This is a genomic window from Chitinophaga sp. Hz27 (genome assembly GCF_042263525.1).
In the GTDB taxonomy this organism is placed as follows: domain Bacteria; phylum Bacteroidota; class Bacteroidia; order Chitinophagales; family Chitinophagaceae; genus Chitinophaga.
Window position 1 is genome coordinate 423,941 of the sequence record NZ_JBHKFJ010000005.1, and the last position, 22,710, is coordinate 446,650.

The following is a 22,710-nucleotide window of genomic DNA, read 5'->3' on the forward strand; positions in this document are numbered from 1 at the left end:
GGAGACACCCTTTCACACCATATAAGTATACTATTTTTCCAATCAGAGTTTTACCAGTTTAGCACTGGAAACTTTCCCGGTAGCACGACTGATAATCCTGATCATCCAGGTGCCAGCAGGCACTTTACTTACGTCCAGTTGTACTTGCTGGAGGCCTTTGCTGCCGGCAGTATATACCTGACGTAATAAAGGTGTGTTGCTGTTTACACCTGTCAGTTCTATCATCACCTGGTCGTTTGCTTTTGCTGTGAACTGGAGCTGTACGTTGGAAGTAGCAGTAGGGTTAGGATACAGTGTAGCTGCTTCTGTATTGCCATCTGTTGTATACAGTGGTCCATCTACCATAGTACTGGCAGCATTTACAGCGGCCAGACTTGCAGTGCTGCATTGACGTACCAGCAGCCATGGTTGTCCATCGCCGGTGCTGATATCCGGACGATTATTTTGTGTCCACCATTTTGCCCTATATACGTAACCGTTATAAACGGCGGAGTCGTTGGCCCAGTATACAGCGGTAGCACTCCATAAAGGAATACCGTTACAATCACCGCCAGCGCTGCTCACTGTAATATTTACGGCGGTGCTGGTAGTAACTGCGTTGCTGTTATCGGTGGCCTTGGCTGTCAGCACATAAGTACCCGCGCCAACGCCTGTCCAGGTATAGCTATACGGCGAAGTAGAATCTGTTGCCAGCAAGGTACTGCCGTTATAGAAGGCCACTTGTTTCACCGTACCATCACTATCGGAGGCGTTTGCGGTAATTGTAACACTAGCAGGTGCCGTATAGGCTGCATTGTTAGCAGGAGCTGTAATACTTACTATTGGAGGCTTATTAGCTGAGTTAACGGTAACGCTTACACTATCTGTAATAGAATTTGCCCCCATGTTATCTGTAGCGATTGCCTTAATCTTATAGGAACCTCCGGCTACGTTGGTCCAGCTATAGGTATAAGGCGCCACAGAGTCTATGGCCAGCACGCTGCTACCATTATAGAAAGTAACACGCTTAACGACGCCATCTGTATCGGAAGCATTAGCGGCGATGCTGATAGTTGCCGGCGCCGTATATACGCTACCGTTAGCAGGTGAAGTCAGCTTTACCGTTGGCGCTTGGTTAGCGGTGCCGGTAACGGTAATAGTTACCTGCGCAGAGGTGGTGCTGGCGCTTTTGTTATCTGTTGCAATAGCCTTGAGTACATAGGTGCCTGCAGTCACGCTATTCCAGGTATAGCTGTAAGGGCTGGTGGTGGCGGTTCCCAGCAGGGTGCTGCCATTATAGAAATCCACTTTGCTTACTGTGCCATCGGAATCAACAGCATTAGCAGTAATAGTAATATTCAATGGTCCTGCAAGGGTAGCATTATTAGCCGGAGAGGTGATGCTAACAGTTGGTGGTTTGTTAGCAGCGCCGCCGGCGGCAAATACTTCATTGATTTTATTTACCAACGGGCTGGTAGTGTTAGGACAATAAATCAGTTTACCTTTTGCGGTAGTGCTGCTCGTCATATTCAGCATATCGCCGTAGACCTGCCAGATGATAACACCAGCGAGGCCATTATCTTTGATATACTGTGCTTTTGCGCCGATAGAGCGTGGGTTATCATAACTCAGGAAGTAGCTGCCTTTAGTCATATAAGGCACTTGTGCGATGCTGTCCCAGTGGTCTGTCCATCCGCTGCCAGCACCTGTTTGCTGCAGGATGTAGCTATAGTTAGGAGTGCCATCCCATACATCTTTTGCCCAGTTCGTATAGTCGGCACTGGTTTGAATAGGACCATCCGGCTGCACAGTTTCGGCACGTTTTACAGTGGCCACGTTGAGGTCTGCATTGCCGCTTGTGATCACTCCCCTGCCATAGAAAGGTGCGCCCAGGTTAACTTTGCTCAGGTTCACACCAAGGTTTCTTAGCTGGGTAGTAGTCGCATTGAGCGAGAAGTTTGCATACTCAGCGCCAGGATAATCATATAACGGGGCGTTATGTCCTGCTTTGTTTGACCAACCACCATTATAGTCATAGGTCATCATATCAAAATAGTTCATGCTATTGTTGAGCCTTGGCCAGTCGAAGCCGGTGAGTTTAGCCGGCGCCGCGGAGAAGCAGGCGGTAATCAGCTTATTAGGGCCGATAGCTGCACGAACCTTTTCTACCAGGATGGCAAAATTTGTAAAGTCAGCAGTGCTATAGTTAACGATATTCATACCAGGATCATTAGGGTATTCCCAGTCGAAATCGACACCATCAAAGCCCATGCTCATCAGGGTTTGGATACTGGCGATAAAGCGGTTACGCTTGGTGCTGTCGGCAGCCATTTCGGGATAGTGACGGCACATACTCCATCCGCCGATAGAGGCCAGTACTTTCACACCTTTCTGGTGTGCCAGGTCAATTACACCAGGGGCGCCGCCGGCTTTGTGTACAGACAAAGGAAAGCTGCCGCTTGCGCCGGTGTTGACGTTGGTCCAACCGCTACCGCTGTTACGATAACCAAGATTGTAAGCATTACTGCCGTCGGAGATATAGTAGAGAATGTCGAGTTCACCATATAGCAGGTACATATCCCAGCTGCTATAGATGTCTTCATCTACCAAAGGGGCAGGTTGCTGTACCTGTCCGGCTGCGTAGATGTTTTTGTTACGATAGTCGCCGCTATGTAGAGAGCCGTCTACCGCAACGCCAAAGAAAGAAAAGTTGAGAATGGTGTACTGGGAGTAGTCCACATTCAACTGATTGTAGCCGCCTGCCGGCACAATACCGGAAACATTTTTCCAGGCGTCCCACTGGGTGATATACCCTATTACCTGCTTGTTGTGCTGTGCGGTGGTAGCAGGAACGGTTGGGCTAACCTGGGCATGGGCAATGCCCGAAACCAATAGGCAGCAGCATAGGCATAGTAGCCGCCACCCGCTAGTACGAATAGAATTACAAGTCATAAAGATAGTTTAGACAAATGGTGGTTAAGTAATTGGGTTACAAAAGTTCACCGAAAAACGCCATGCGATACATAAGGCCTGTCTGTCAGGTATAGCTATATGGTTATTTTGCTTTGGTTGATAGATTCGACAGATGAATACACAGTACAGAGCTGCACGTACCTGTAGTCGTATAAACGCCAGGTTGGTACTATCTGGAAGAAAATTTTTTTTGCCTGCATAATAGCTGCAGCGGGCTTTAGATTTTGATATTTCGGAATATTTTATCTTAATTGCAACTCAATGAAATTTAGTTAACCGTCCTTACCTCCGCCTGACTTCTTATAACCATTATAATGTAAAACCAAATAAAAATTCGCTATGAAAAACTTCCGTCTGGGTAACTTACCGTTACTGGGTATTGTCTTGTGGTCCTTCTTTGTACTATCTGCCTGTAGTAAAAGCGATAACGACACACCTGCTCCTACTCCTGATCTCAACTCACTGTATGCGGCCTCTATTAAAGATGCGATGACGGCAGACAGTTCCGAAATCATTGACTCTCTCTGGCCTATAACGGCCACGAACACACGCTTGCAATGGAAAACCATCAACGGTCAGCAATATGTACTGATGGCCACTTTCATGCGCTTCCCTTCCAGCTATCCGCAAGGCGATAGCATCACCACTACCTGGGGCGAATCTTTCCTCTTCATCCCTACACAGATGAAGCAGAAACTCACCCCACAGCTGACCTCCAGCACCGATACCATCCTGAGAATATGCGAGGTGCTGGGACTTCCTCCGACCAACCCAAAGACCAATACGCATATTGCACAGATGTGGGTGCCTGCCAGCCAGCTTTATCGCCCTGCCGGCAACCCAGATATCACCACCACTACTACCGGCCCCGTGCCACTGCCTACGGTGAGCAACGATTTCCTTACCTGGTTCAATAACTATATCATCTTCGCTTATTACCATCCGCTTACTTCCGCTACCGACTTCCATTACCCATGGACACGTCTGGGATATACCTACGACTGGGCACCTAATGTTAAAAGAGTGGGCATGAGTGAATTTGTGATGAAACCTAGTACCGGCTGCTGGGTAGAGAAAACTACGACCGCACAGGATTTCTTTAAGCAGTAGTGTTTTCACGCAAAGCAATATAAGCAGCAAAGGCCTGTGATTTGTTATTATTCCTTTTTAGGCGCATGTCTCATAAAGTTGTGTCTTATAAATTTTATTAAGACTAGAAAGTGAATTCAAACAATAAAACATAATCCTTTGCTGCTTTGCTTCTTATGCTGCTTTTCGTGAAAAAAGGAAGGCCGAAGGCCTGCCTTCAATGAAAATTAGCTTTGGAGTAAACAAACAATAAATGCAAGTCAGTAGCAGTTCCACGTAATGGGTTAGTGGTTATTGCTTGGCTGATATACCCGGCGAGCCACGTGTTACCACGCAATCGTATCCGCAGCTACCTCCAGGCATACCAGGCTAATTGACTGGTTGTTTTTGGGGTTATTTAGGTCATCATAGAGTGTTTCATAGTAGTATATTTTCTGTTTGACTTTATATCGAAATGTTAGATTCTAACAGCATTTGAACAATAATGCAATATTAAATCAACCATCCTTAGTACCTTATATCAGATCAGGAAAAGTATTTTTCTATTTGGGAATTTCAACAGACCAACATCATACAATACAGTACCATAGCATGTTTCATAAGATATCAACCAAGAGTACCTAAATGATTTTTTGAGTAGAAATGATGATAACAATGGTATTTTTTCAGCAGTTTTGTGCAACCGGAGGTTACATTCCTTAATAGTTTCTTAACATAAAAGTATTTCCTTTACAACTCAATTCACAACGAAGAACTCATATGAGAATGAATTTAAGATTATGGGGTATTTATGCTGCCCTGTTAGTGCTGGCTGCCTGTGCCAAAGATGATATTCGTAAAGCATCTCCACCATCCAATCAACAGACTCCAGACACCATTATCGTAAAAAATCCGGGCGATCCTAATAACGGTAACGGCAATACGGACAATGGTACTTCTCTCGGCGACAACACACATCTCCTCCTCGGTAATCCTACAGATGCCCAGAAAAACCTGGTATCCATTGAGAACTACCTGATGGACCAAAAATATTTTGTTGAATCTTATAGCAAAAACCGCGGTATCCCTGTGTGGGTAGGCTGGCACCTGCAAGCCGAAGATATCGGTAGCCAGAGCCGTACAGACGCCTTCCGCCCTGATCCTAACGTTCCTAACGGATGGTACCAGGTAAACGAAAAAAGCTATACCAACAGTAGCTTCGACCGTGGTCATAACTGTCCTTCCGGCGATCGTACCTCTACACTGGATGCCAACCAAACTACCTTCCTCATGACCAACATGATCCCACAAGCGCCGTACCTCAACCAGGGCCCTTGGGAAGGACTGGAAGACTATGTAAGAAATACCCTCGTAAGCTCCGGCAACGAAGCCTATATTGTAATGGGTAACTATGGTCAGGGTGGTGTAAACTCTGCCAAAGTAAGCATGAACACCGTAGATAACGGCAACGTAGTAGTACCTAAATCCGTTTGGAAAGTAGTCATCATCATTCCTAAAGGTAACAACGACCTTTCCCGTATCGATGCTAACACCCAGGTACTCGCGGTAGATATGCCAAACGATCATACCTTGTATAGCACCAACGCTGCTGGTAAAGCTGCCTGGAAAAACTACCTGGTATCGGTGAAAACCCTGGAAGACAGAGCCAATACCTACTACCAAACCCAAGGTATTAAGCTGGACCTCTTCAAAAATATTCCTGAAGGTATCAGAACACAGTTGAAAGCTAAATTATTCCAATAAGCACAACTTTATTATAAAATGGGAAAGGGTCTCTGGTCAACCAGAGACCCTTTCCCATTTTATATCTCCTGGCGATTATGCTGACTACTCTTTTTTACTATATTTGGTAGATATCTGCATAAAAGCCATGGTAGAATTAACTACGTTTGATAACCTGCATGAACTGACTACGCCAAGGCGTATATTGAAATACGTAATGGTGTATTGTTTGGAAGGCCAGCTGACGCTCACCATTGATGGTACGCTCTTCACCTTAAAAAGTGGAGACGTAGTGACCATTACTTCCGGGCAAATCCATCAGTTCCGCGAAACAGCTGCTGCCAAAGGATATATACTTACGTTTACCCTTGATTTTTTTGCCAAAGATGATAATGATATAGAACTCATCTTCCATAATGGCCTGTATTGCCATTTTGGTATGAATGAAGTGATACTGGTAGATAAAAAGACCATAGAAGAACAACTGGGCCTTATCAGCAGCGAACTTTCCGAACAACCCTATCAATACCTGATATCCGTGCATAGCAGGATCAAACTGATATTGGTAGCGATAAACAGGGCCAAGGTGAGCCGCGGCGACGAAATATGGAAGCCCGACGCCTTATTCCTTCGCTTCCTCGAGGCGATCCGCGATCATTCCACTTATCACCACCCCGTTTCCAAATATGCAGAAATGCTGGCAACAACAGAACTCAAGCTCAACGAGCTTTCAAAGATCCATGCCGGCAAAACGGCCCAGAATATCATCTACAGCCTCATGACCTCCTCCGCCAAACGGTTACTGATATACGAAAACCTTTCGGTTAAAGAAGTGGCCTATCAACTAGGTTTCAATGATCCCTTCTATTTCTCCAATTTCTTCAAAAAACAAACGAATCTCTCCCCTTCTCAGTTCCGGGAACAATACGAAATCTAAATATTACATGCTTTTCTAAGGATACTCTATGTTCCGGCACCCCATCCTGGCGCAACTTTGTAGCAGAATAAATCATTCAGCATATGAAAATAAACCAGGACATAGCCGCCCTATTACTGCGCATAGGATTATCCGCCAGCCTATTATCGGCCGTGGCAAGCAGACTAGGACTCTGGGGCAAGCGCTCCTCTGGCTGGCAAAACTTCGTTAGCTATACCGCAGACGTAAATGCCTTTTTACCCAAAACCTGGGCACCTGCCCTTGCCATAGGCGCCACCATCCTGGAGGCAACTTTCGGGATCATGCTACTGCTAGGCCTGAAAACACCTTATGCTGCCATAGGCACCGCCGTACTTACTTTCCTTTTCGCTATAGCCATGAGCATTTCCGGTGGCATCAAAGATCCATTGGACTACTCCGTTTTTGCCTTTAGCGCCGGCGCTCTGGTATTGGCATCTCTCCCTGCACACCAATGGAGTGCAGATAAAATCTTTAATCTCTAAAAATTATATATCATGCAAGCATCTACTAACATCAACGACTATATCGTTAGAAATAATACCAAACCTTTTCAGCCACTGATCGAAAAAGGTGTTCATTACGAAGGCATCTCCGTTGTATCATTACTGTATGATACCCAAAAAGAGCGCAGCACTACTATCCTTCTAAAGTTCGAACCTGGGGCTGCTTATCCTTATCATAATCATCCAGCCGGAGAAGAAATATATGTACTCAGTGGCAGCGTACTTGTGAATGATACCCTGCTACAGGAAGGCGATTATCTGTATACGCCGCCAGGATTCAAACATGCAGTAACAACGATGACCGGCTGTACCTTGTTTTTTGTGATTCCGGAAGAAGTTGAAATTTTAGTGTAAATAAAAAAGGGCGCCTCATTCCTGAGACGCCCTTCAAGTTATATGCTGTAGTTAATCTTACCAGCTGAATTTCACGTTATCGATCGCACTTAAAGCGCGGCTACCAGAACCAGTAGTTGCAGTAGCATAGATACGGATATAAACTTTACCAGATTGATTATCCAGTGCATTACCGAAGTTTACGGTGAAGTCCTTACCAGCAAAACCATTTGCGGTGGTCATATCAGCAGGAGTAGTCACTTTAGTAAAGGTGGTTGGATTATCACCGAATGCGTAGTCAACGTTCCAGGTAGTAGTTCTGGCTACAGTTGAGGTTACATCCAGGCTTTGCAGGTTAAAGCTCATAGAGAGGTTAGATTTACCTTTGGTATCGTTGATTTCGAATACAAAGGCTACTGCTTCAACGCCGCTGGTTTGTCTTACAGCCAGTGCTCTGTCAGTACTAGCCGCTTGAGCGGTGGCATCGGATGCAGAAGTCAGGCTGGTGTTCAGTGCAGAAGCAGCGTTCTTAAATCCGAAAGCAGTTTCTGTCCATGGAGTAGCAGCAGATTTGAAAGTGGTATCAACACCCATAGCGGTGGTAGAAACTTTACCTTTGGTAGTTACACCCATTGGTAATCCGCTTGCCAGGTTGTTGAAGTCGATCAGGTATGGAGATGTAGCCAGTACGATGTTAGTCGCAGTAGGTACGGAACCACCAGTGATATCGCTGGTAGCACGCAGACCCAGCTGGGTAGTAGTATCAGTAGCACCATTAGCGAGGTATACAGATACATAACCAGTGATGTTAGCGTTGGTTACAGGCGCATTGATTTTGATGTTTGCATCTCTTACGAAAGCAACGATGCTGCCGGTAGTCGCGTCAGTGATAGTATAGTTAGTACCAGTGCTGGTGGTGTTAGACAGCGCGATATTAACGTTTTTAATAGTTACCAGTGTAGAAGACCAGTTGCTTTTGTTAGCAACAACAGTTTTAACATCAGCTACGCGCGGAGTAACAGTGCCATTAGCACCAACAGTTACCTGTGCGATAGGCACGTTTTTCAGTTCCAGCTCACCATTGAAAGCAGTAAGTGTACCGCCACCAACGTTTACTGTCAGTACGCTACCCAGTGCATAGTCTGGAGAACCTTTCAGGGTGTACATCAGGATACCGGCGCTGTTATCAGCAGAAGCCAGGCGCACGTTGCCAGTAGATTCGTTAGCAGTAGAAGATACTACAGTACCAACGAAGGTAGTACCAGCAGGCAGTACAACGTCAGCACCTTTATACATTTTTCTCAGGTCGGCAATAGTTATCGCAGTACCGGTGCCACCACCTTCGCAACGAACACCAGTCATCAGGCGAACATCAGATGTATCGCGGATTACGAACTGGCTGGTAGTATTGAAGATAGTGTAGATACCAGTGATATTACCTTTACCTTTTGGCACTTTAATATTGGTGAAGTTAGCATAGCTGCTGGTACGGAGCACCAGGGAACCACCTTCACAATTAGCCAGGTTGATATTAACGTTAGCAGCTACTTTAGTGCTGTCAGCATAAGTTTTGCTGGTATCAGCAGCAACTACCTGGATATCTTTCAAAGTAACCAGCATGTTCTGGTATTTCTGGTTCAGCTGAGCCACGGTCAGTTCCAAAGGAACTACTACGTTGTTAGAGCTACCAGCTACCAGGAAAGAGTCGATCAGGGCCTGGGTAATACGTACCGGCTGGTTCTGATCATTTACACCTTTACCCAATTCCAGTAATCCGCCATAAGCGCCCAGGGTCAGACCTTTAGCTTTAACGAATACTTTACGGCCAACAGGGAATTTAGCATTCAGGTTAGAAGCATCCAGCTGGATGTTGATACCAGCAGTGCTATCTTGAATAACGATCTGTTTGTACAGGTTACCAGATTTATCATCTCCAATAACAACACCAGCAAAAACCATATCATTGGTGATAGTAACAGGACTACCTTTATACAGCGCCTGTAAATCGGCGATGGAGTTAGTTACTTTGATTGCAGGATCACCGCTGTTATAAGGCGGCTCATCAAAAGTCTTTTTACATGCTGTTATCGCCAGCGCTCCCACTAAGAGTGATGCTCCGGAAAACCTTACGAATTGTTTACACAATTTGTTCATCAGATTTATTATTTAGTAAGTTTAATTGTTGTAATGATGTATTCTGTTTTGCTATTATAATCTTAAACCCAGGCTGATAAAGTAGTTCAGACCGTAAGCATAGTAGTATTTAGCAGGGAATTTGTTTACGTTTTTGTCGGTATAGTCAAAGCGCAGCTGTTCAAATCCACCAGTGATGAATTTCTTGTTATCCAGTACGTTGTTGATACCAGCAGTAAATACCAGTGTAGATCTGAGTTTACCAGTTCTGATGGAGAATGTTTTACCACCATACAGGTCTACGGTATACTGAGAAGGCAACTGAGTTTGAGCGAGGATGCTGTTCCAGGTATCGCTGCCCGGTTTAACACCAGCAGTAGCGCGTTCTGTACGTCTGATCGGGTTCATATCCAACCACATCTGATCGAAGTAGTTGAAGTTCACGTTAGCGAACCAGTTACGTTTGCCCTGGTAGTTCAGGCCTACGGTATAAGCCTCTTGCGGTGTCTGACCTACTCGGTAATTTTTCGCATATACGGTCTCGTTAGCGAGGATAGCAGAACTGTTATCAACGGTTACGATAGCGTTCTGGCGAGTGTTGTAATAGTAACGACCGATGTTAGCGGCAGCTTTTACGCTCAGACCTTTATAGATAGGTGCTTCCAGGCCGATTTCCACACCGAAGTGTTCTTTTCCGACGTTGGTGAGGGCATAGTTTACGAAGTTCTGGTAGCTATCATCATAGTAGCTGAGTACATCCATTCCATCCGCGAAGTTGGTATAGTAACCATTCAGGCGGAATTTTAGTTTTTCCCAGTTCAGTACATAACCTGCTTCTGCGTTGAATACTTTTTCAGAACGGAGATCTGTCTGTGCAGTATTTCTGTTACGAGGAGAGATAAATACGTTTTCTACGAAAGGTGCTCTGGTGTTGTAAGATGCGTTAGCGAACAGGTAGTTGCGACCATCCAGTTTGTAGGTAACACCACCTTTCACGCCAGCGTTATTGAAAGTATAGGTATCTGATTTACCTTTTGAGTTATCAGGATACAGACCATTTCTAACATTACCGGTTCTCCACATAGAAGTATAGGTATAGTTAGCCCCGAGGAACAGGTCTACACGGTCCAGTTTCACAACTGTCTGTGCAAAAGCTTTTGCTTCGCTCAGGGTCATCGTATAGTCGTAACCGAATTTATCACCTTTCTGGAGGGTGCGGTTAGGATTGTCCAGGTCGTTCTGGTTGATATTGCTGTTACCAGGATAATCTCTTTCAGCGAATTGGTTCAGGTTTACAAAGAAGTCGCCACCCAGCAGATCGTTCACTCTTTCGAAGTTGCGGTCTTCCTGACGGCTGTAAGTAATACCGGCAGTGAATTCCTGTCTTTTACCGATGGTGGTATTGAATACGCTGTTGAAGTTAGCTTTCTTAGTATTGGTAACTCTGTCTTCCAGGATATAACGGGAAAGGTTACCCGTTTTTCCGTTGATGGTAGCGGTACCATGACGGTTGATATCATAGAGGTTATCCCAGTTTACCTGTAATGCGTCTGGATTATTATGATAATAATCGATCAGCGATTGTTTGGTAGCATCGTCTGTAGCGTAGCTAGGCAGGTTGCGGTAGTAGTCTGGGCGTGGGTCTGGCGCATTGTACCAGTCCAGCACAGTACGGGCGCGTTCGCCGAAAGTATAGCTGGCAGCAGTTTTCAGGCTGCTTTTGTTATTGATGGTCCATTCGTGGTTGAGGATAAAGTAAGGCTGGTAGCTGGTGGTATAGTTGGAGCTACGTTTTTTGCCTTGCTGGTATCCCCATGAAGGGTTGTAGAAGTTAGAACCAGCCAGGTCATACATTTCCTGGGTCACTGCTGTTTGTCCGCCGGAAACCGTTGGGGTACCGAAGGTAGTGAAAGACAACAAGTGGTACTTATTGATTTTCTTATCTACTGAAGCGAAGTAAGAAGCACCGTTATAGTAGGTACCCTGGATATAACCTTCACCAGCATAGCGGAAAGATGCCGCCAGAGAGAATGCCCAGCCATTCGCCATCATACCGGTATTCCAACTGGCCATGACACGGTTATTGTAGTTACGGTTGGCTTGTGCATAGCTCACACTCAGCTCCTTGCGTTGTTTGGATGCGCGTGTATCGATATAGTTAGCACCACCGATATCACCATACGCAAAATCCACAGGACGCAGACCATTGCTGGTAACCCTGCTGTGCATTACGTCATTGAGGCCACCCCACAGGCTCCAGGAAGTATAACCGTTGGTCAGGTTCTTTACCGGAGCGCCATTGATGTAGGTATCAAAATAAGATGCATCATAACCACGGAGTTTAAACCTGGCCACATTGAAGTTAAATACTCCGGAATAGTAAGGATCACGACCACCATAGAGGATAGAAGAAATACTTTGACCGGAAGAACCAACGTTATTGTCGGCATCATTCTCATCCAGTACAACTACAGGGATATTACTTTTAATATCGTCTTTCAGCTCCTGCGTATTCACGGTGTCTTTTTTGACTTGCGCGAAAACCGCTGGGGCAGCCAACATAAAGCCTATCCCGGCAATAAGTTTTTTGGAAAAAAACCTGGCAGATCTATTCATGCATTAATGATTTGAACAATTGTTGTTTGTTTACAGGTGATATCTCTTATGGGAATGTTCCTGGCATAGCAATCATTCACAGTAGGGATAATCGTTGCATACGGTTGATTAATCGGCGCTTGCATATCAGGCTGGGTCCACCTTAATCACGAAGCGCAAAAGTAGGTTTGCCTTTTGAAATTACTATTAACAAATTATTAATTCAGCCCTGAAACGCCCGTTCCGTAAGAGAATTTGTCAATTCGTGTTAGATTCTGACATTTTCCGTAATTAGATTTATTTATTGAGAGATTTTTACGAAGTTCGCGCTTCGTTTAACCGAATGCGTTATTCATTAATTCTGGGTCCCTGGCAAAAAATTACCTCTGGTAATTCGATCATGACGCACATAAACTATGCAACTTATTCTATCACCTGATTATTTTATCTGTAAATAATATGCAGTACAGAATATTCCTGCTCATTGGCCTCCTGGCGGCTTTCTGGCATACCAGCACCTCCGCTCAGGCCAAGCAATACCAAGTGGTCAACATCGGTTTCTACAACCTGGAGAACTTCTATGATACCCTCCATCAGCAAGGTATAAACGATTATGAATTTCTTCCTAACGGAAAAAAAAGATATACCGGAGAGGTTTATCTAGATAAATTAAATCATCTCGCCTCTGTTATCAAAGACATTGGTACTGATATCTCTCCTGAAGGACTTACTGTACTTGGCGTGTCTGAAATCGAGAACCGTAGTGTACTGGAAGCCCTCACCCACCACGATGATCTTAAATCCAGGAACTACCAGATCGTTCACTACGATTCTCCTGACTCCCGTGGTGTAGACGTAGGACTCCTCTACAATCCTGCTCACTTCACCGTTATTGACAGTCGCCCTTTACGTGTAGACCTTCCGCCTGATGCAGATGGTTATCGTCATAAAACCCGCGATGTACTTTGGGTGAAAGGCAGCATTGACGGACAAATCATTCATATTTTCGTGAACCACTGGCCTTCCCGCCTCGGTGGTGAAGCTGCTTCTGCGCCTAACCGCGCCGTTGCTGCAGCAGTATGCCGCAACTTCATCGACTCCCTGTACAAAGAAGATCCTAACGTAAACGCTGTAGTAATGGGCGACCTGAACGATAACCCTACCAACGAAAGCGTTACCAAAGTATTGAAAGCTGGCGGTAACCAAGACAAACTGAAGTCGCAGGAACTTTTCAACCCTTGGGTTGCTTTCTACAACAAAGGGATCGGTACCCTGGCCTATCAGGATGCCTGGGCACTCTTCGATCAGATCATCATCTCCCAAAATCTGCTGGCGAAAAAAGAAGCTCAGTTCAGATTTTATAAAGCCAATATCTTTAAGAGAGATGATATGATTCAGTCTTCCGGCAGATATAAAGGCTATCCTAAACGCACCTACGATTTTGATAACTATGCAGGTGGCTTTAGTGATCACTTCCCAACTTATATTACGCTGATTAAGGCATTGTAAAACGCCTTCCACGGGCTCGTGGAAACGCCTTCGGCGTATTTCACACAGAGCAGCATAAGAAGCAAAGCAGCAAAGACCTGTATTACATATTTAATGAAATATGTAATACAGGTCTTTGCTTTTTTTTGTTATTACAATAAATTATTACCACACAACAAAACGCAAGCCTTTGCTGCTTTGCTGCTTATGCTGCTCTGCGTGAAAGAAAAGGCCGAAGGCCTTTCCTTTACAAGCTTTGCGTGCCCCTGCTATTTCGCAAAAAACAATTAATGGCTGCTAAACACCCTGCACTCTACCCTTCTGTTCATCTCTCTGGCACTCGCATCGTCATTGCCTTTTTCTTCTTTTAGCAGGTGTCGCTTTCCGAACGACTGACCGCTGATCCTTGCGGGATCAATGCCCTGTTTCAGCAGATATTGTATGCATACCTTTGCACGCAGGTCCGCCAATTTATTATTGTAGTCATCAGATCCTTTACCATCGGTATGGCCGAAGATCTCCGTATTCAATGTAGCATCAGCTTTCAGCATCCTCGCCAACTCATCTAATACTTCTATCGCATCTGGCTTCAATACTGATTTATCAAAATCAAAATGTATAAACCAACTGGTATCTTTCTTCTCTTGCACTACCACTGGCGGCGGCGTTACCGCCACTACCGGCGGTGCTTCTACGACCTTAGGCGGTTCCGGTGGGAATTGGAGCAATACAATACCTAAACAACAATCAGAATTTCTATCAGAACTCAGTGCCGCCTCTTTTCCATTACTTCCCGGACGAAGCGTAAAGTATGCATCATGCTTAACCGTATTCACAGGAAGGCCCATGTTTTCCGCCATACCAGGCGTTTCCAGCGGCCCCACACTACGATATACATCTAATCCGCCCATACCTGGTCTTCCATCAGAAGAGAAGTACAAATACTGTGCAGCCATATCATAGTAAGGCGTCACTTCATCACCAGCGGTATTAATATTAGTGCCGGCATTCAGTGCTGCACCAATTACTTTACCGCCATTGAGGGCTACTGTCCAGATATCGTATTGTCCTGCGCCACCTGGCCTATCGGATGAAAATAGCAAATGCTTACCATCTGTTGTTACGAAAGGCTGCATCGCATTATAGCCTGGCAGATTCACGATAGCATCTATCCTTTCAGGAGCAGACCATTTACCAGCTGTTAAAGTGCTGCTGTAGATGCTTGCCTGCTTCTTCTCTGCCACCATTTCCCAACGCGTAAAAAATATCGTATTACGATCCGGTGTAAAGCTACCAGCGGCATACTGACCGTTTTCCTGCGCTATTTCCAGCGGCTGCACAGCGGAAACGTTTCCATCTTTCAGCACTGCCTGATATAATTTATTAGCATAGGCCGCGCCATGAGGTACCACTCCGGTGAAGATGATATGGTCTGCATCCTTCCAGGAAAGGGCGCTCACCGCTGTCAGCGAATCACCGGCCATATGCAGTATAGTGGCCTTGATGTCAGGATGTACTTGCTGCCTGGCCGCAAAATCAATATGCTCTAATTCAGCAGCTGCAGCACGTGCAAAAGCATCACTATCGGGAAGGCCTGTACGAAATTTTAACAATGCCGCTTTAGCCGCATCAGGATGACCAGTAGCACGCAATGTAACAGCATACCAGTACTGCAATTGCGGCTGGTGACTATTTTCAGCAACTGCCCTGGCGTACCAGTCTGCCGCTAGCTGGTAATGAAAGCATTGTCGATAACTCTCCGCTGCCTTATAAGCCAGATCAGCGTTATTATATTTTTTTGCAGATGATTTCCTGCGAATTTTCTTTACAGAGAAAGGGGCTGCATAATGTTTGTCAGTCAATGCCTTGCCGGTATAACACTGCTCATAGAGTTGTGCGGCAGCAAAATATTCCTGCTGGCTGAACAGGGCGTCTGCCTTGGCCATGGCCGACCGTGGCGATTGTGCCATCAGTGGCCTCATACCCAATGCAGTTACCGTCAGCAATGATATATGTAGATAATATTTTTTCATTACGTTGATAAGGATAAATCAGGGTCTAAAATGTTGGCATTACAAACGTGGACATTTGAAATAGTTCGTCTTCACGCTATTACGTCTTTTGCCGGTAAACGAGATGCTCAGCTCAAAGCTGTTAGCGTTGGCATTTGCCAGTTTCCCCAGCTGAGAGGTAGTGGCATCATAGCTTAAGCCAATCGTCATGCCGTTGAAGTAAATACCCGCAAACGGCGACACCGCATCATTCATACGCCAGTTAGCTCCCAGCATCACATCTGTCGTTTCATTTGCCATCAGCTGGAAATAAGCACCCAGCATTTTCTCCTGCGAATTACCCTGTAAAGAATAAACGCCATTAGGCACAAAAGTCAACGTTTCGTTCATGGCTATACGCGCACCCAAATGAGCGCTATATCTTACCGGCATCACTTCCTTATTACCTGATTTCAGAAATGGATCTTTAGGCTGCGTAAGGTGGAAAGCCGATACGCCACCAAACAGCGTAGCCGTCTTATCCGGCGAAGCATCGTAATACGCGATGCCAAATCCTGCGTCAAAAACGCTTGACTGTGTTTTCTGGAAACTCTCTCCATTTGGAATGCCTGCATCATAACCGGTGCCTGGCATCCACTGCTGTCCAAACTGGAACTTAGCCGGATCAAATCTCCTGCTCAGGAAGCCGCCCTGGAAGCCAAAAGAAATATGCTGATCTCCCTCCGGCCCAAACTTTACACCCGTGTATGCCAGCGTAACATAACCATTCAGGTAGTTATAACCGCCGTTGCCTGCCTTCTGATTAAAAACGTTTGCACCAATATTGATGTTTTTATTGGTGGTAACATCTCCCGATAAACCCACCGTAGAATAAGGACTGGCTACTGCGCCCCACTGGCTGCGATAGATGGCAGATATCCGGTAATCCCCGTCCATAACGCCTGTCAACGCAGGGTTCAGACTCATAGGATACATATAGTATTGTGAAAAATGCGGATCTACCTGCGCATAGCCTGACTGCACTTTAAGTGCAGCCAGGAAAAATATCATTAAGGAAATACCAAGATTTCTTTTCATGTCAATTATCGAATTAAGTTAACAGAACCCTTTTTAGTTATTACGGCGCCATCCAGCATGATAGCTTTTAACGCATATACATATACGCCCACCGGCTGCTGACGACCCTTATAGGTACCATCCCAACCTTTGGCGGCATCATTGCCTTCATATACTTTCTCTCCCCACTGTGTGTATACCTGAAGCGTGATCTCTTTAATACCGGAGCCATAAGCCTTAAATACATCGTTACGACCATCGCCATTAGGCGTGAAGGCATTAGGTACAAAGAAGTCGTTGCTGTTAGGCACCGCCGCCACTGTAATAGTTGCAGATGCCAGGCATCCTGCAGATGTTTTACCTTCAACGGTAATCACTACTGGTGTTTGATCATAGAGTGTAACTGTTTGTTGCTTCGCCACCTGGTTAGTGAACAACGCAGCAGGTTTCCAGGCAGTAACCGTGTACGCCGCATCACCAGTGCTTGTAACCGTGAATGACTTACCTGCAATAATTGTTTCAGGACTGCTGCTCAGCATGAGTTTCAGGCCTTGCACATGAATGGTGGATGTAGTACTTCCCACACAACCTTTATTGTCAACCGTATAAGTTATATCCGCCGTACCAATAGCCAGGCCCGTAGCCCAACCGCTGTTATCTACACTAACGATTGCGTTATTGGAAGATGTCCATTTTCCATTAGCAATAGTGTTGCTCAGCTGAATGCCAGTGTTCTGGCAGATATCTGCAATACCATTGATAGGTGCCACAACAGGGATATCGTTCACCGTGATCGCATGTGATTGCGCACTGTTGCCACAGGTATTAGTTACAGTGTAAATGATATTTGTTGTACCTGCGCTTACGCCGCTTACCGCGCCAGTGGTAGCATTTACCGTAGCAATGCTATTATCTGCACTGCTCCATTGGCCACCTGTTAAAGTATTCGTGAAATTCGTTTGTGCATTTTTACAGATATCTGTAACACCAGAAATTACCGGCACCACAGGTTTATCAGATACTGTTATGGTGAATGGAATCTGCGTAGTACCACAACCGTTAGTAGCCGAATAATAAATATCCGCCGTTCCAATCGCAAAAGCAGTCACTTTTCCGGTCACATCCACTGTAGCAATAGCAGTATTGCTGCTGCTCCAGGTCCCGCCAACAAAAGCATTGTTCAGGGTTACATTTCCGCCCACACATATAGTATTAACACCAGTGGTAGCATTCAGTACGGGTTTGCTATTCACAGTGATCAAAAGTCCCTGAGTAACATTACCGCATACACTATTTACTGTATAATTAAGTGTAAAGCTACCTTTAGCCACTGGTGTAACCACACCGGTAGTACTTACTGTAGCGATACTATTATCGCTGCTGCTCCAGTTGCCACCAACAGTTGCATTTGTATAGGTGGCAGTAGCGCCTGTACAGATCGCATTGCTACCGATAATGGCGGCTACTACTGGTTGTGCGTTTACAATAATTGTTTTTGTTTGGGTAGATGTACCACAGGTATTAGATACGGCATAAGAAATATCCACTGTTCCAGCAGCGATGCCTTTCACGGTACCATTTACATCCACCGTGGCAATCGTGTTATCAGTACTAACCCAGGAGCCAGCAGGCGTACTATTTGTCAGCACAATTGTAGCGCCAACGCATACACTGTTAGCGCCATTGATACTGCCCAACGCAGGTTTATCTCCTACAGTAATAAATAATGTTTGGGAAACATCTCCACAGGCACTGCTTACAGTATATGTTAAGGTGAAGCTACCAGCTGCTACAGGCGTTACATTTCCTGTGATATCTACTGTAGCAATACTATTGTCGCTGGATTTCCATGAGCCACCTGCCGTAGTATTCGTATAGGCATAAGTGTTACCCTTACAAATACTGGTGCTTCCGCCAATGGCTGTTAATACAGGTGCCTCATTTACAGTAACTGATTGAGTGTTTGTTTTAGTACCGCAGCTATTAGACTGATTGTAGCTGATAATAACGTTACCTGAGGTTACACCGCTAACTACGCCAGTGGTGTTTACAACCGTAGCAACTGCGTTATTGCTGGAAGACCAGCTACCACCTGCCTGATCAGCAGTGAGCGTGATAGCTGATCCGGTGCAAACAGTTGCAGGCCCTGAAATAACAGCATCAATTGGTGTAGCCGTTACTGTGATGGCCAAAGTTTTGGTATCATCTCCACAACCACTGCTAACCGTATAAGATAAGATGAAATTGCCGGCAGCTTTAGGCGTAACACTACCATTTACATCTACGGTTGCAATAGCATTATTACTGGAAGACCAGGTACCACCAGGAGTTGCATTGGTATAAGTATAGTTCGCCCCAGTACAAATATTGGTTGAACCTGCAATATTAGCAGCAGTAGCACCTGCGCTTACCGCAATCGTATGCGTATTGGGCTTGGTGCCACAAGTATTTGTTTGAGTATAGGTAATAATCACGTTGCCGGTGCTAACACCTGTAACTAATCCAGTGGTTGGATCAACAGTAGCAATTGTGTTATCGCTGGAACTCCAGCTACCACCTGTTTTATCAACGTTTAATGCGGTAGTAGCGCCGATGCAAACACCAGCAGCGCCTGTAATAGTAGCATCCGCTGGAACGTCACCTACCGTTACATTCAACGTAGCTACGCCGTTGCCGCAACCTCCGGGAACAGTATAACTTAAAATAAATGAACCTGTAGCCACGGGTATAACATTACCATTCACATCAACAGTAGCAATGCTATTGTTGTTGGAGCTCCATGTACCACCAGGGGTTGCATCCGTATAGGCATTAGTGTTAGTACCCATACATATGTTAGCGCTTCCTGTGATAGGCTGTACAACAGGAACGGTATTAACCACCACGCTATATGAATTAGCATTGCTGCCACAGGTATTCGTTACAGTATAGGTAATCGTTGCGGTACCGCCCGCAACGCCGTGTACCAGGCCAGTGGTGGCATCTACTGTAGCAATAGTATTATCAGAAGACATCCAGGTACCGTTGGCAATATCTGCAGTGAGTGTGATGTCTGCATCTTTACAAACATTGGTATTACCGGTAATGACCGGCTGTGCAGGTTTATCATTTACACTTACAATAAAAGTAGCAGTACCACTCTGGCAAGCGCCTGAAAGTGTATACGTTACCGTTACATTACCAGTTGCTACGCCGGTGAGCACACCTGTCGTATTATCAATTGATGCAATGGTGTTATCGCTGCTTGTCCAGGCACCGCCGGCAACAGGATTAGTCAGCGTAATAGTGGCACCTTTACAAACCGTCGCCGGGCCGCCGATGGCACCAGGTGTAATCGCGGCGGTGACATTAACAGTATATGACCCTGTAGCGCCGCCACAAGTAGAAATAGTGTACTGAATGCTAACAGTACCGGTACTCACGGCTGTAACCAAACCACTGGCATCTACTGTTGCGACTGCGGTATTACTGCTGCTCCAGGAGCCAGTTGTATTATTTACAGTAAAGGTAGCAGTAGTGCCGGTGCACATGGTTGCTTGTCCGGTGATAACCGGTGTAGTAGCACCAGCATTTACAATTACAGTGGTAATAGCCTTACAACCGCCTATTGTATAAGTAATATCAACAGTTCCTTGTGCTACGCCTGTAACCAGTCCGGATGTAGGGTCTACAGTGGCAATAGCGGTATTAGCGGAAGACCAGCTGCCACCAGCAGTGGCATTGCTCAGCTGTGTGGTAGCGCCTACACAAATAGTATTATTACCGGTGTTTTGCGTTGGCGGCGCAGGATCTTGTCGCATGGAGGCAATCCAGGCCTTGTTTTCAGGCGTATTGCCTTCACCAGGAGTTTCGTTGGTGTTAGCATTACCTATCACCCAGTTGGCAACATTGGTATAGTTGTCGCTGGCGCCATCTTTTAAATAAGCATTCTTACTACCAGCTACAGCACCTAATTGTACAGTAGGTGTTTTCGGGGTTGGTGAAAGCCCGAATGTGATCGAGAAAAATGGAACACCTGGTGCATTCGGATCTACGGTAATTACCGCGTCGCCGCTGTTACTCAGGCCCACCTGACTTTGCCAGGCAGTAGCCCCTGCTGCTGATAGTTTACTGTAAGTACCACCATACACATAATTCGTGTTCTGTGTACCCGCCGCAACAGGTAAGGCGGTATTTACATCAATAAGATTTTTTGCTACAGATGTTTTACCAATAGGTACAACATATACACCATCATGATTGCTATCATCCAGGTCAGGTGTAAGTTTTGACGCTATCACAGTATTGACGTCATCTGCATTATACAAAACGATGATGGAACCGAATGGAATTGCGGCCCAGTTTGGGTCGTTCGCAAATCGCATATGGCCTTGCGCGATACCTGTTCCGGTACCGCCATACCATCCGTTCTGATCATCAAAAATCCACCCTCGAATGTCCGCGGTGGTTTGTGTACAGGTCCTCGTACCTGCTACTACCAGCTCAAAGTATTCTTTGGTGCCGGCATCGCCCTGTGAAAATTCATTTACTACTAATCCCTTAAACTGTGCGTTGGTTGATAGAAAACAAAAGATCAGGGGAATAAGGATAAATAGGTATCGCATACGCTAAAATTAGACGGCAAAACTATCCGGCTACTGTTATGCAATTGCGACCAAATGATTAACAAATTATTATCATAAAGCATTCAAAATTAATAGAATATTATATTATAAATTCATGTTAGATTCTTACAAATTATGGGGGTGAAAAAATTCTTACTATTTTTAGGTTGATGAAAAATGTTCTAATTTCCACTCTTTTTTTTCTGACGATTACGGCGCTGGGCATTCATAGCAGCAGCGCGCCAATTGTTAATAAAGACAGCTCCTATACTTATATATATCCCACTTATTTCGGCAATAGAATTAATACGTCTGCCAGCAACCCGGCCACAATCAATGGTGTATACCTCGGCAGAATGCTCTTCTACGAAAAATTATTATCTGTCAATAACAACATCTCCTGCGCTAGTTGTCATCAACAATCAAAAGCATTTACTGATGGTAAAAAATTCAGCACAGGGATAGACACGGTAACGACTACACGTAACTCCATGTCGCTGGTAAATTTACTATGGGTACGTAACTTCTTCTGGGACGGCCGCGCGGCCTCTCTGGAAGAACAAGCCACCACCCCACTCACCGCCATCCACGAAATGGGACAACCGCTCCATATCTCCGTTAATAAACTCTTGCATACACGCCGATACCCTGCCCTGTTTAAAGCAGCCTTCGGCTCTGCCACCATCACAGATACACTCATCATCAAAGCGCTCGCACAATTCGAACGCTCCCTAATCTCCGCAAATTCCAACTACGATAAATATCTCCAGCATCTATATACACCCACCACTGCAGAATCCAATGGTATGGCGCTTTTCATGAGTAACCCCACACCAGAAAAAAATATCCGTGGTGCGGGATGCGCACATTGCCATGGCGGCCCTAAACTATTTGTAGAACTATATCATAATAATGGTCTCGATAGTATGCCTCCTGATCAGGGCCGCTCTCTAATCACCGGACAAGCCACAGACATCGGTCGATTCCGCACCGTTACCTTACGAAACATCGCACTCACAGCACCCTACATGCACGACGGCAGATTCAACACACTCGAAGAAGTACTTGACCACTACAGCGATCATATCAAAATAAGCAGTACACTCAGTCCCGCTATCCGTGGCAACTATAATGATACGTTAACGCATACACTACATCTCTCTAAAAAAGAAAAAAATGATATCATTGCCTTTCTTCATATGCTCACAGATAGTACCTTTATAAACGACAAACGTTTTTCTGATCCTAATCAATAAAAAGCTGTT

13 protein-coding genes are annotated in these 22,710 nt (G+C 45.3%); 7 read left to right on the forward strand and 6 right to left on the reverse strand.

Annotation, left to right across the window (positions count from 1 at the left end; genetic code table 11):
- Positions 1–42: 42 nt before the first annotated feature.
- A complete protein-coding gene (locus ACE38W_RS13805) occupies positions 43–2,931 on the reverse strand; it encodes a glycosyl hydrolase family 18 protein (RefSeq protein ID WP_375831709.1) in 2,889 nt (962 codons plus the stop codon).
- A gap of 360 nt (positions 2,932–3,291) precedes the next feature.
- Between ACE38W_RS13805 and ACE38W_RS13810 the strand changes: the two genes are divergently transcribed.
- The 5 genes from ACE38W_RS13810 (at position 3,292) to ACE38W_RS13830 (ending at position 7,578) form a co-directional block, all read left to right on the forward strand.
- Positions 3,292–4,062 carry a hypothetical protein gene (locus ACE38W_RS13810; RefSeq protein WP_375831711.1) on the forward strand — a complete coding sequence of 257 codons (771 nt, stop codon included), beginning with the start codon at positions 3,292–3,294 and terminating at the stop codon, positions 4,060–4,062.
- Positions 4,063–4,806: 744 nt separating this feature from the next.
- Positions 4,807–5,784, forward strand: a complete 978-nt coding sequence (locus tag ACE38W_RS13815) for a DNA/RNA non-specific endonuclease (protein WP_375831713.1) — start codon at positions 4,807–4,809, stop codon at positions 5,782–5,784.
- Positions 5,785–5,911: 127 nt separating this feature from the next.
- Positions 5,912–6,700 carry a helix-turn-helix domain-containing protein gene (locus tag ACE38W_RS13820; RefSeq protein ID WP_375831714.1) on the forward strand — a complete coding sequence of 263 codons (789 nt, stop codon included), beginning with the start codon at positions 5,912–5,914 and terminating at the stop codon, positions 6,698–6,700.
- Positions 6,701–6,783: 83 nt separating this feature from the next.
- Positions 6,784–7,203 (forward strand): DoxX family protein, encoded by a 420-nt coding sequence (locus tag ACE38W_RS13825; protein WP_375831715.1) that lies wholly within the window; start codon positions 6,784–6,786, stop codon positions 7,201–7,203.
- A 12-nt stretch (positions 7,204–7,215) separates the two neighbouring features.
- Positions 7,216–7,578 carry a dimethylsulfonioproprionate lyase family protein gene (locus tag ACE38W_RS13830; RefSeq protein WP_375831716.1) on the forward strand — a complete coding sequence of 121 codons (363 nt, stop codon included), beginning with the start codon at positions 7,216–7,218 and terminating at the stop codon, positions 7,576–7,578.
- Positions 7,579–7,635: 57 nt separating this feature from the next.
- Here ACE38W_RS13830 and ACE38W_RS13835 read toward each other — a convergent pair whose 3' ends face one another.
- Positions 7,636–9,711 carry a DUF5689 domain-containing protein gene (locus ACE38W_RS13835; RefSeq protein ID WP_375831718.1) on the reverse strand — a complete coding sequence of 692 codons (2,076 nt, stop codon included), beginning with the start codon at positions 9,709–9,711 and terminating at the stop codon, positions 7,636–7,638.
- Positions 9,712–9,765: 54 nt separating this feature from the next.
- Positions 9,766–12,306 carry a TonB-dependent receptor domain-containing protein gene (locus tag ACE38W_RS13840; RefSeq protein ID WP_375831720.1) on the reverse strand — a complete coding sequence of 847 codons (2,541 nt, stop codon included), beginning with the start codon at positions 12,304–12,306 and terminating at the stop codon, positions 9,766–9,768.
- Between the two features lie 438 nt (positions 12,307–12,744).
- Between ACE38W_RS13840 and ACE38W_RS13845 the strand changes: the two genes are divergently transcribed.
- A complete protein-coding gene (locus tag ACE38W_RS13845; protein ID WP_375831721.1) occupies positions 12,745–13,794 on the forward strand; it encodes an endonuclease/exonuclease/phosphatase in 1,050 nt (349 codons plus the stop codon).
- Between the two features lie 266 nt (positions 13,795–14,060).
- Here ACE38W_RS13845 and ACE38W_RS13850 read toward each other — a convergent pair whose 3' ends face one another.
- Genes ACE38W_RS13850 through ACE38W_RS13860 form a run of 3 tightly spaced genes read right to left on the reverse strand, consistent with a single transcriptional unit; the run spans position 14,061 to position 21,445 of the window.
- Positions 14,061–15,806, reverse strand: a complete 1,746-nt coding sequence (locus ACE38W_RS13850; protein WP_375831723.1) for an OmpA family protein — start codon at positions 15,804–15,806, stop codon at positions 14,061–14,063.
- Between the two features lie 39 nt (positions 15,807–15,845).
- Complete coding sequence (locus tag ACE38W_RS13855) at positions 15,846–16,862, reverse strand: PorP/SprF family type IX secretion system membrane protein (protein ID WP_375831724.1); 1,017 nt, start codon at positions 16,860–16,862, stop codon at positions 15,846–15,848.
- Between the two features lie 5 nt (positions 16,863–16,867).
- Positions 16,868–21,445 carry an Ig-like domain-containing protein gene (locus ACE38W_RS13860; protein ID WP_375831726.1) on the reverse strand — a complete coding sequence of 1,526 codons (4,578 nt, stop codon included), beginning with the start codon at positions 21,443–21,445 and terminating at the stop codon, positions 16,868–16,870.
- A 170-nt stretch (positions 21,446–21,615) separates the two neighbouring features.
- Here ACE38W_RS13860 and ACE38W_RS13865 point away from each other — a divergent pair, with 170 nt between their 5' ends.
- Positions 21,616–22,701, forward strand: coding sequence for a cytochrome-c peroxidase (locus ACE38W_RS13865; RefSeq protein ID WP_375831728.1), 1,086 nt, complete (start codon positions 21,616–21,618; stop codon positions 22,699–22,701).
- The last annotated feature ends 9 nt before the right edge of the window (positions 22,702–22,710 follow it).

Coding starts and splice junctions, on each gene's coding strand:
- ACE38W_RS13805 (WP_375831709.1), bottom strand. CDS start 2,931: ATGACTTGTAATTCTATTCGTACTAGCGGGTGGCGGCTACTATGCCTA.
- ACE38W_RS13810 (WP_375831711.1), top strand. CDS start 3,292: ATGAAAAACTTCCGTCTGGGTAACTTACCGTTACTGGGTATTGTCTTG.
- ACE38W_RS13815 (WP_375831713.1), top strand. CDS start 4,807: ATGAATTTAAGATTATGGGGTATTTATGCTGCCCTGTTAGTGCTGGCT.
- ACE38W_RS13820 (WP_375831714.1), top strand. CDS start 5,912: ATGGTAGAATTAACTACGTTTGATAACCTGCATGAACTGACTACGCCA.
- ACE38W_RS13825 (WP_375831715.1), top strand. CDS start 6,784: ATGAAAATAAACCAGGACATAGCCGCCCTATTACTGCGCATAGGATTA.
- ACE38W_RS13830 (WP_375831716.1), top strand. CDS start 7,216: ATGCAAGCATCTACTAACATCAACGACTATATCGTTAGAAATAATACC.
- ACE38W_RS13835 (WP_375831718.1), bottom strand. CDS start 9,711: ATGAACAAATTGTGTAAACAATTCGTAAGGTTTTCCGGAGCATCACTC.
- ACE38W_RS13840 (WP_375831720.1), bottom strand. CDS start 12,306: ATGAATAGATCTGCCAGGTTTTTTTCCAAAAAACTTATTGCCGGGATA.
- ACE38W_RS13845 (WP_375831721.1), top strand. CDS start 12,745: ATGCAGTACAGAATATTCCTGCTCATTGGCCTCCTGGCGGCTTTCTGG.
- ACE38W_RS13850 (WP_375831723.1), bottom strand. CDS start 15,806: ATGAAAAAATATTATCTACATATATCATTGCTGACGGTAACTGCATTG.
- ACE38W_RS13855 (WP_375831724.1), bottom strand. CDS start 16,862: ATGAAAAGAAATCTTGGTATTTCCTTAATGATATTTTTCCTGGCTGCA.
- ACE38W_RS13860 (WP_375831726.1), bottom strand. CDS start 21,445: ATGCGATACCTATTTATCCTTATTCCCCTGATCTTTTGTTTTCTATCA.
- ACE38W_RS13865 (WP_375831728.1), top strand. CDS start 21,616: ATGAAAAATGTTCTAATTTCCACTCTTTTTTTTCTGACGATTACGGCG.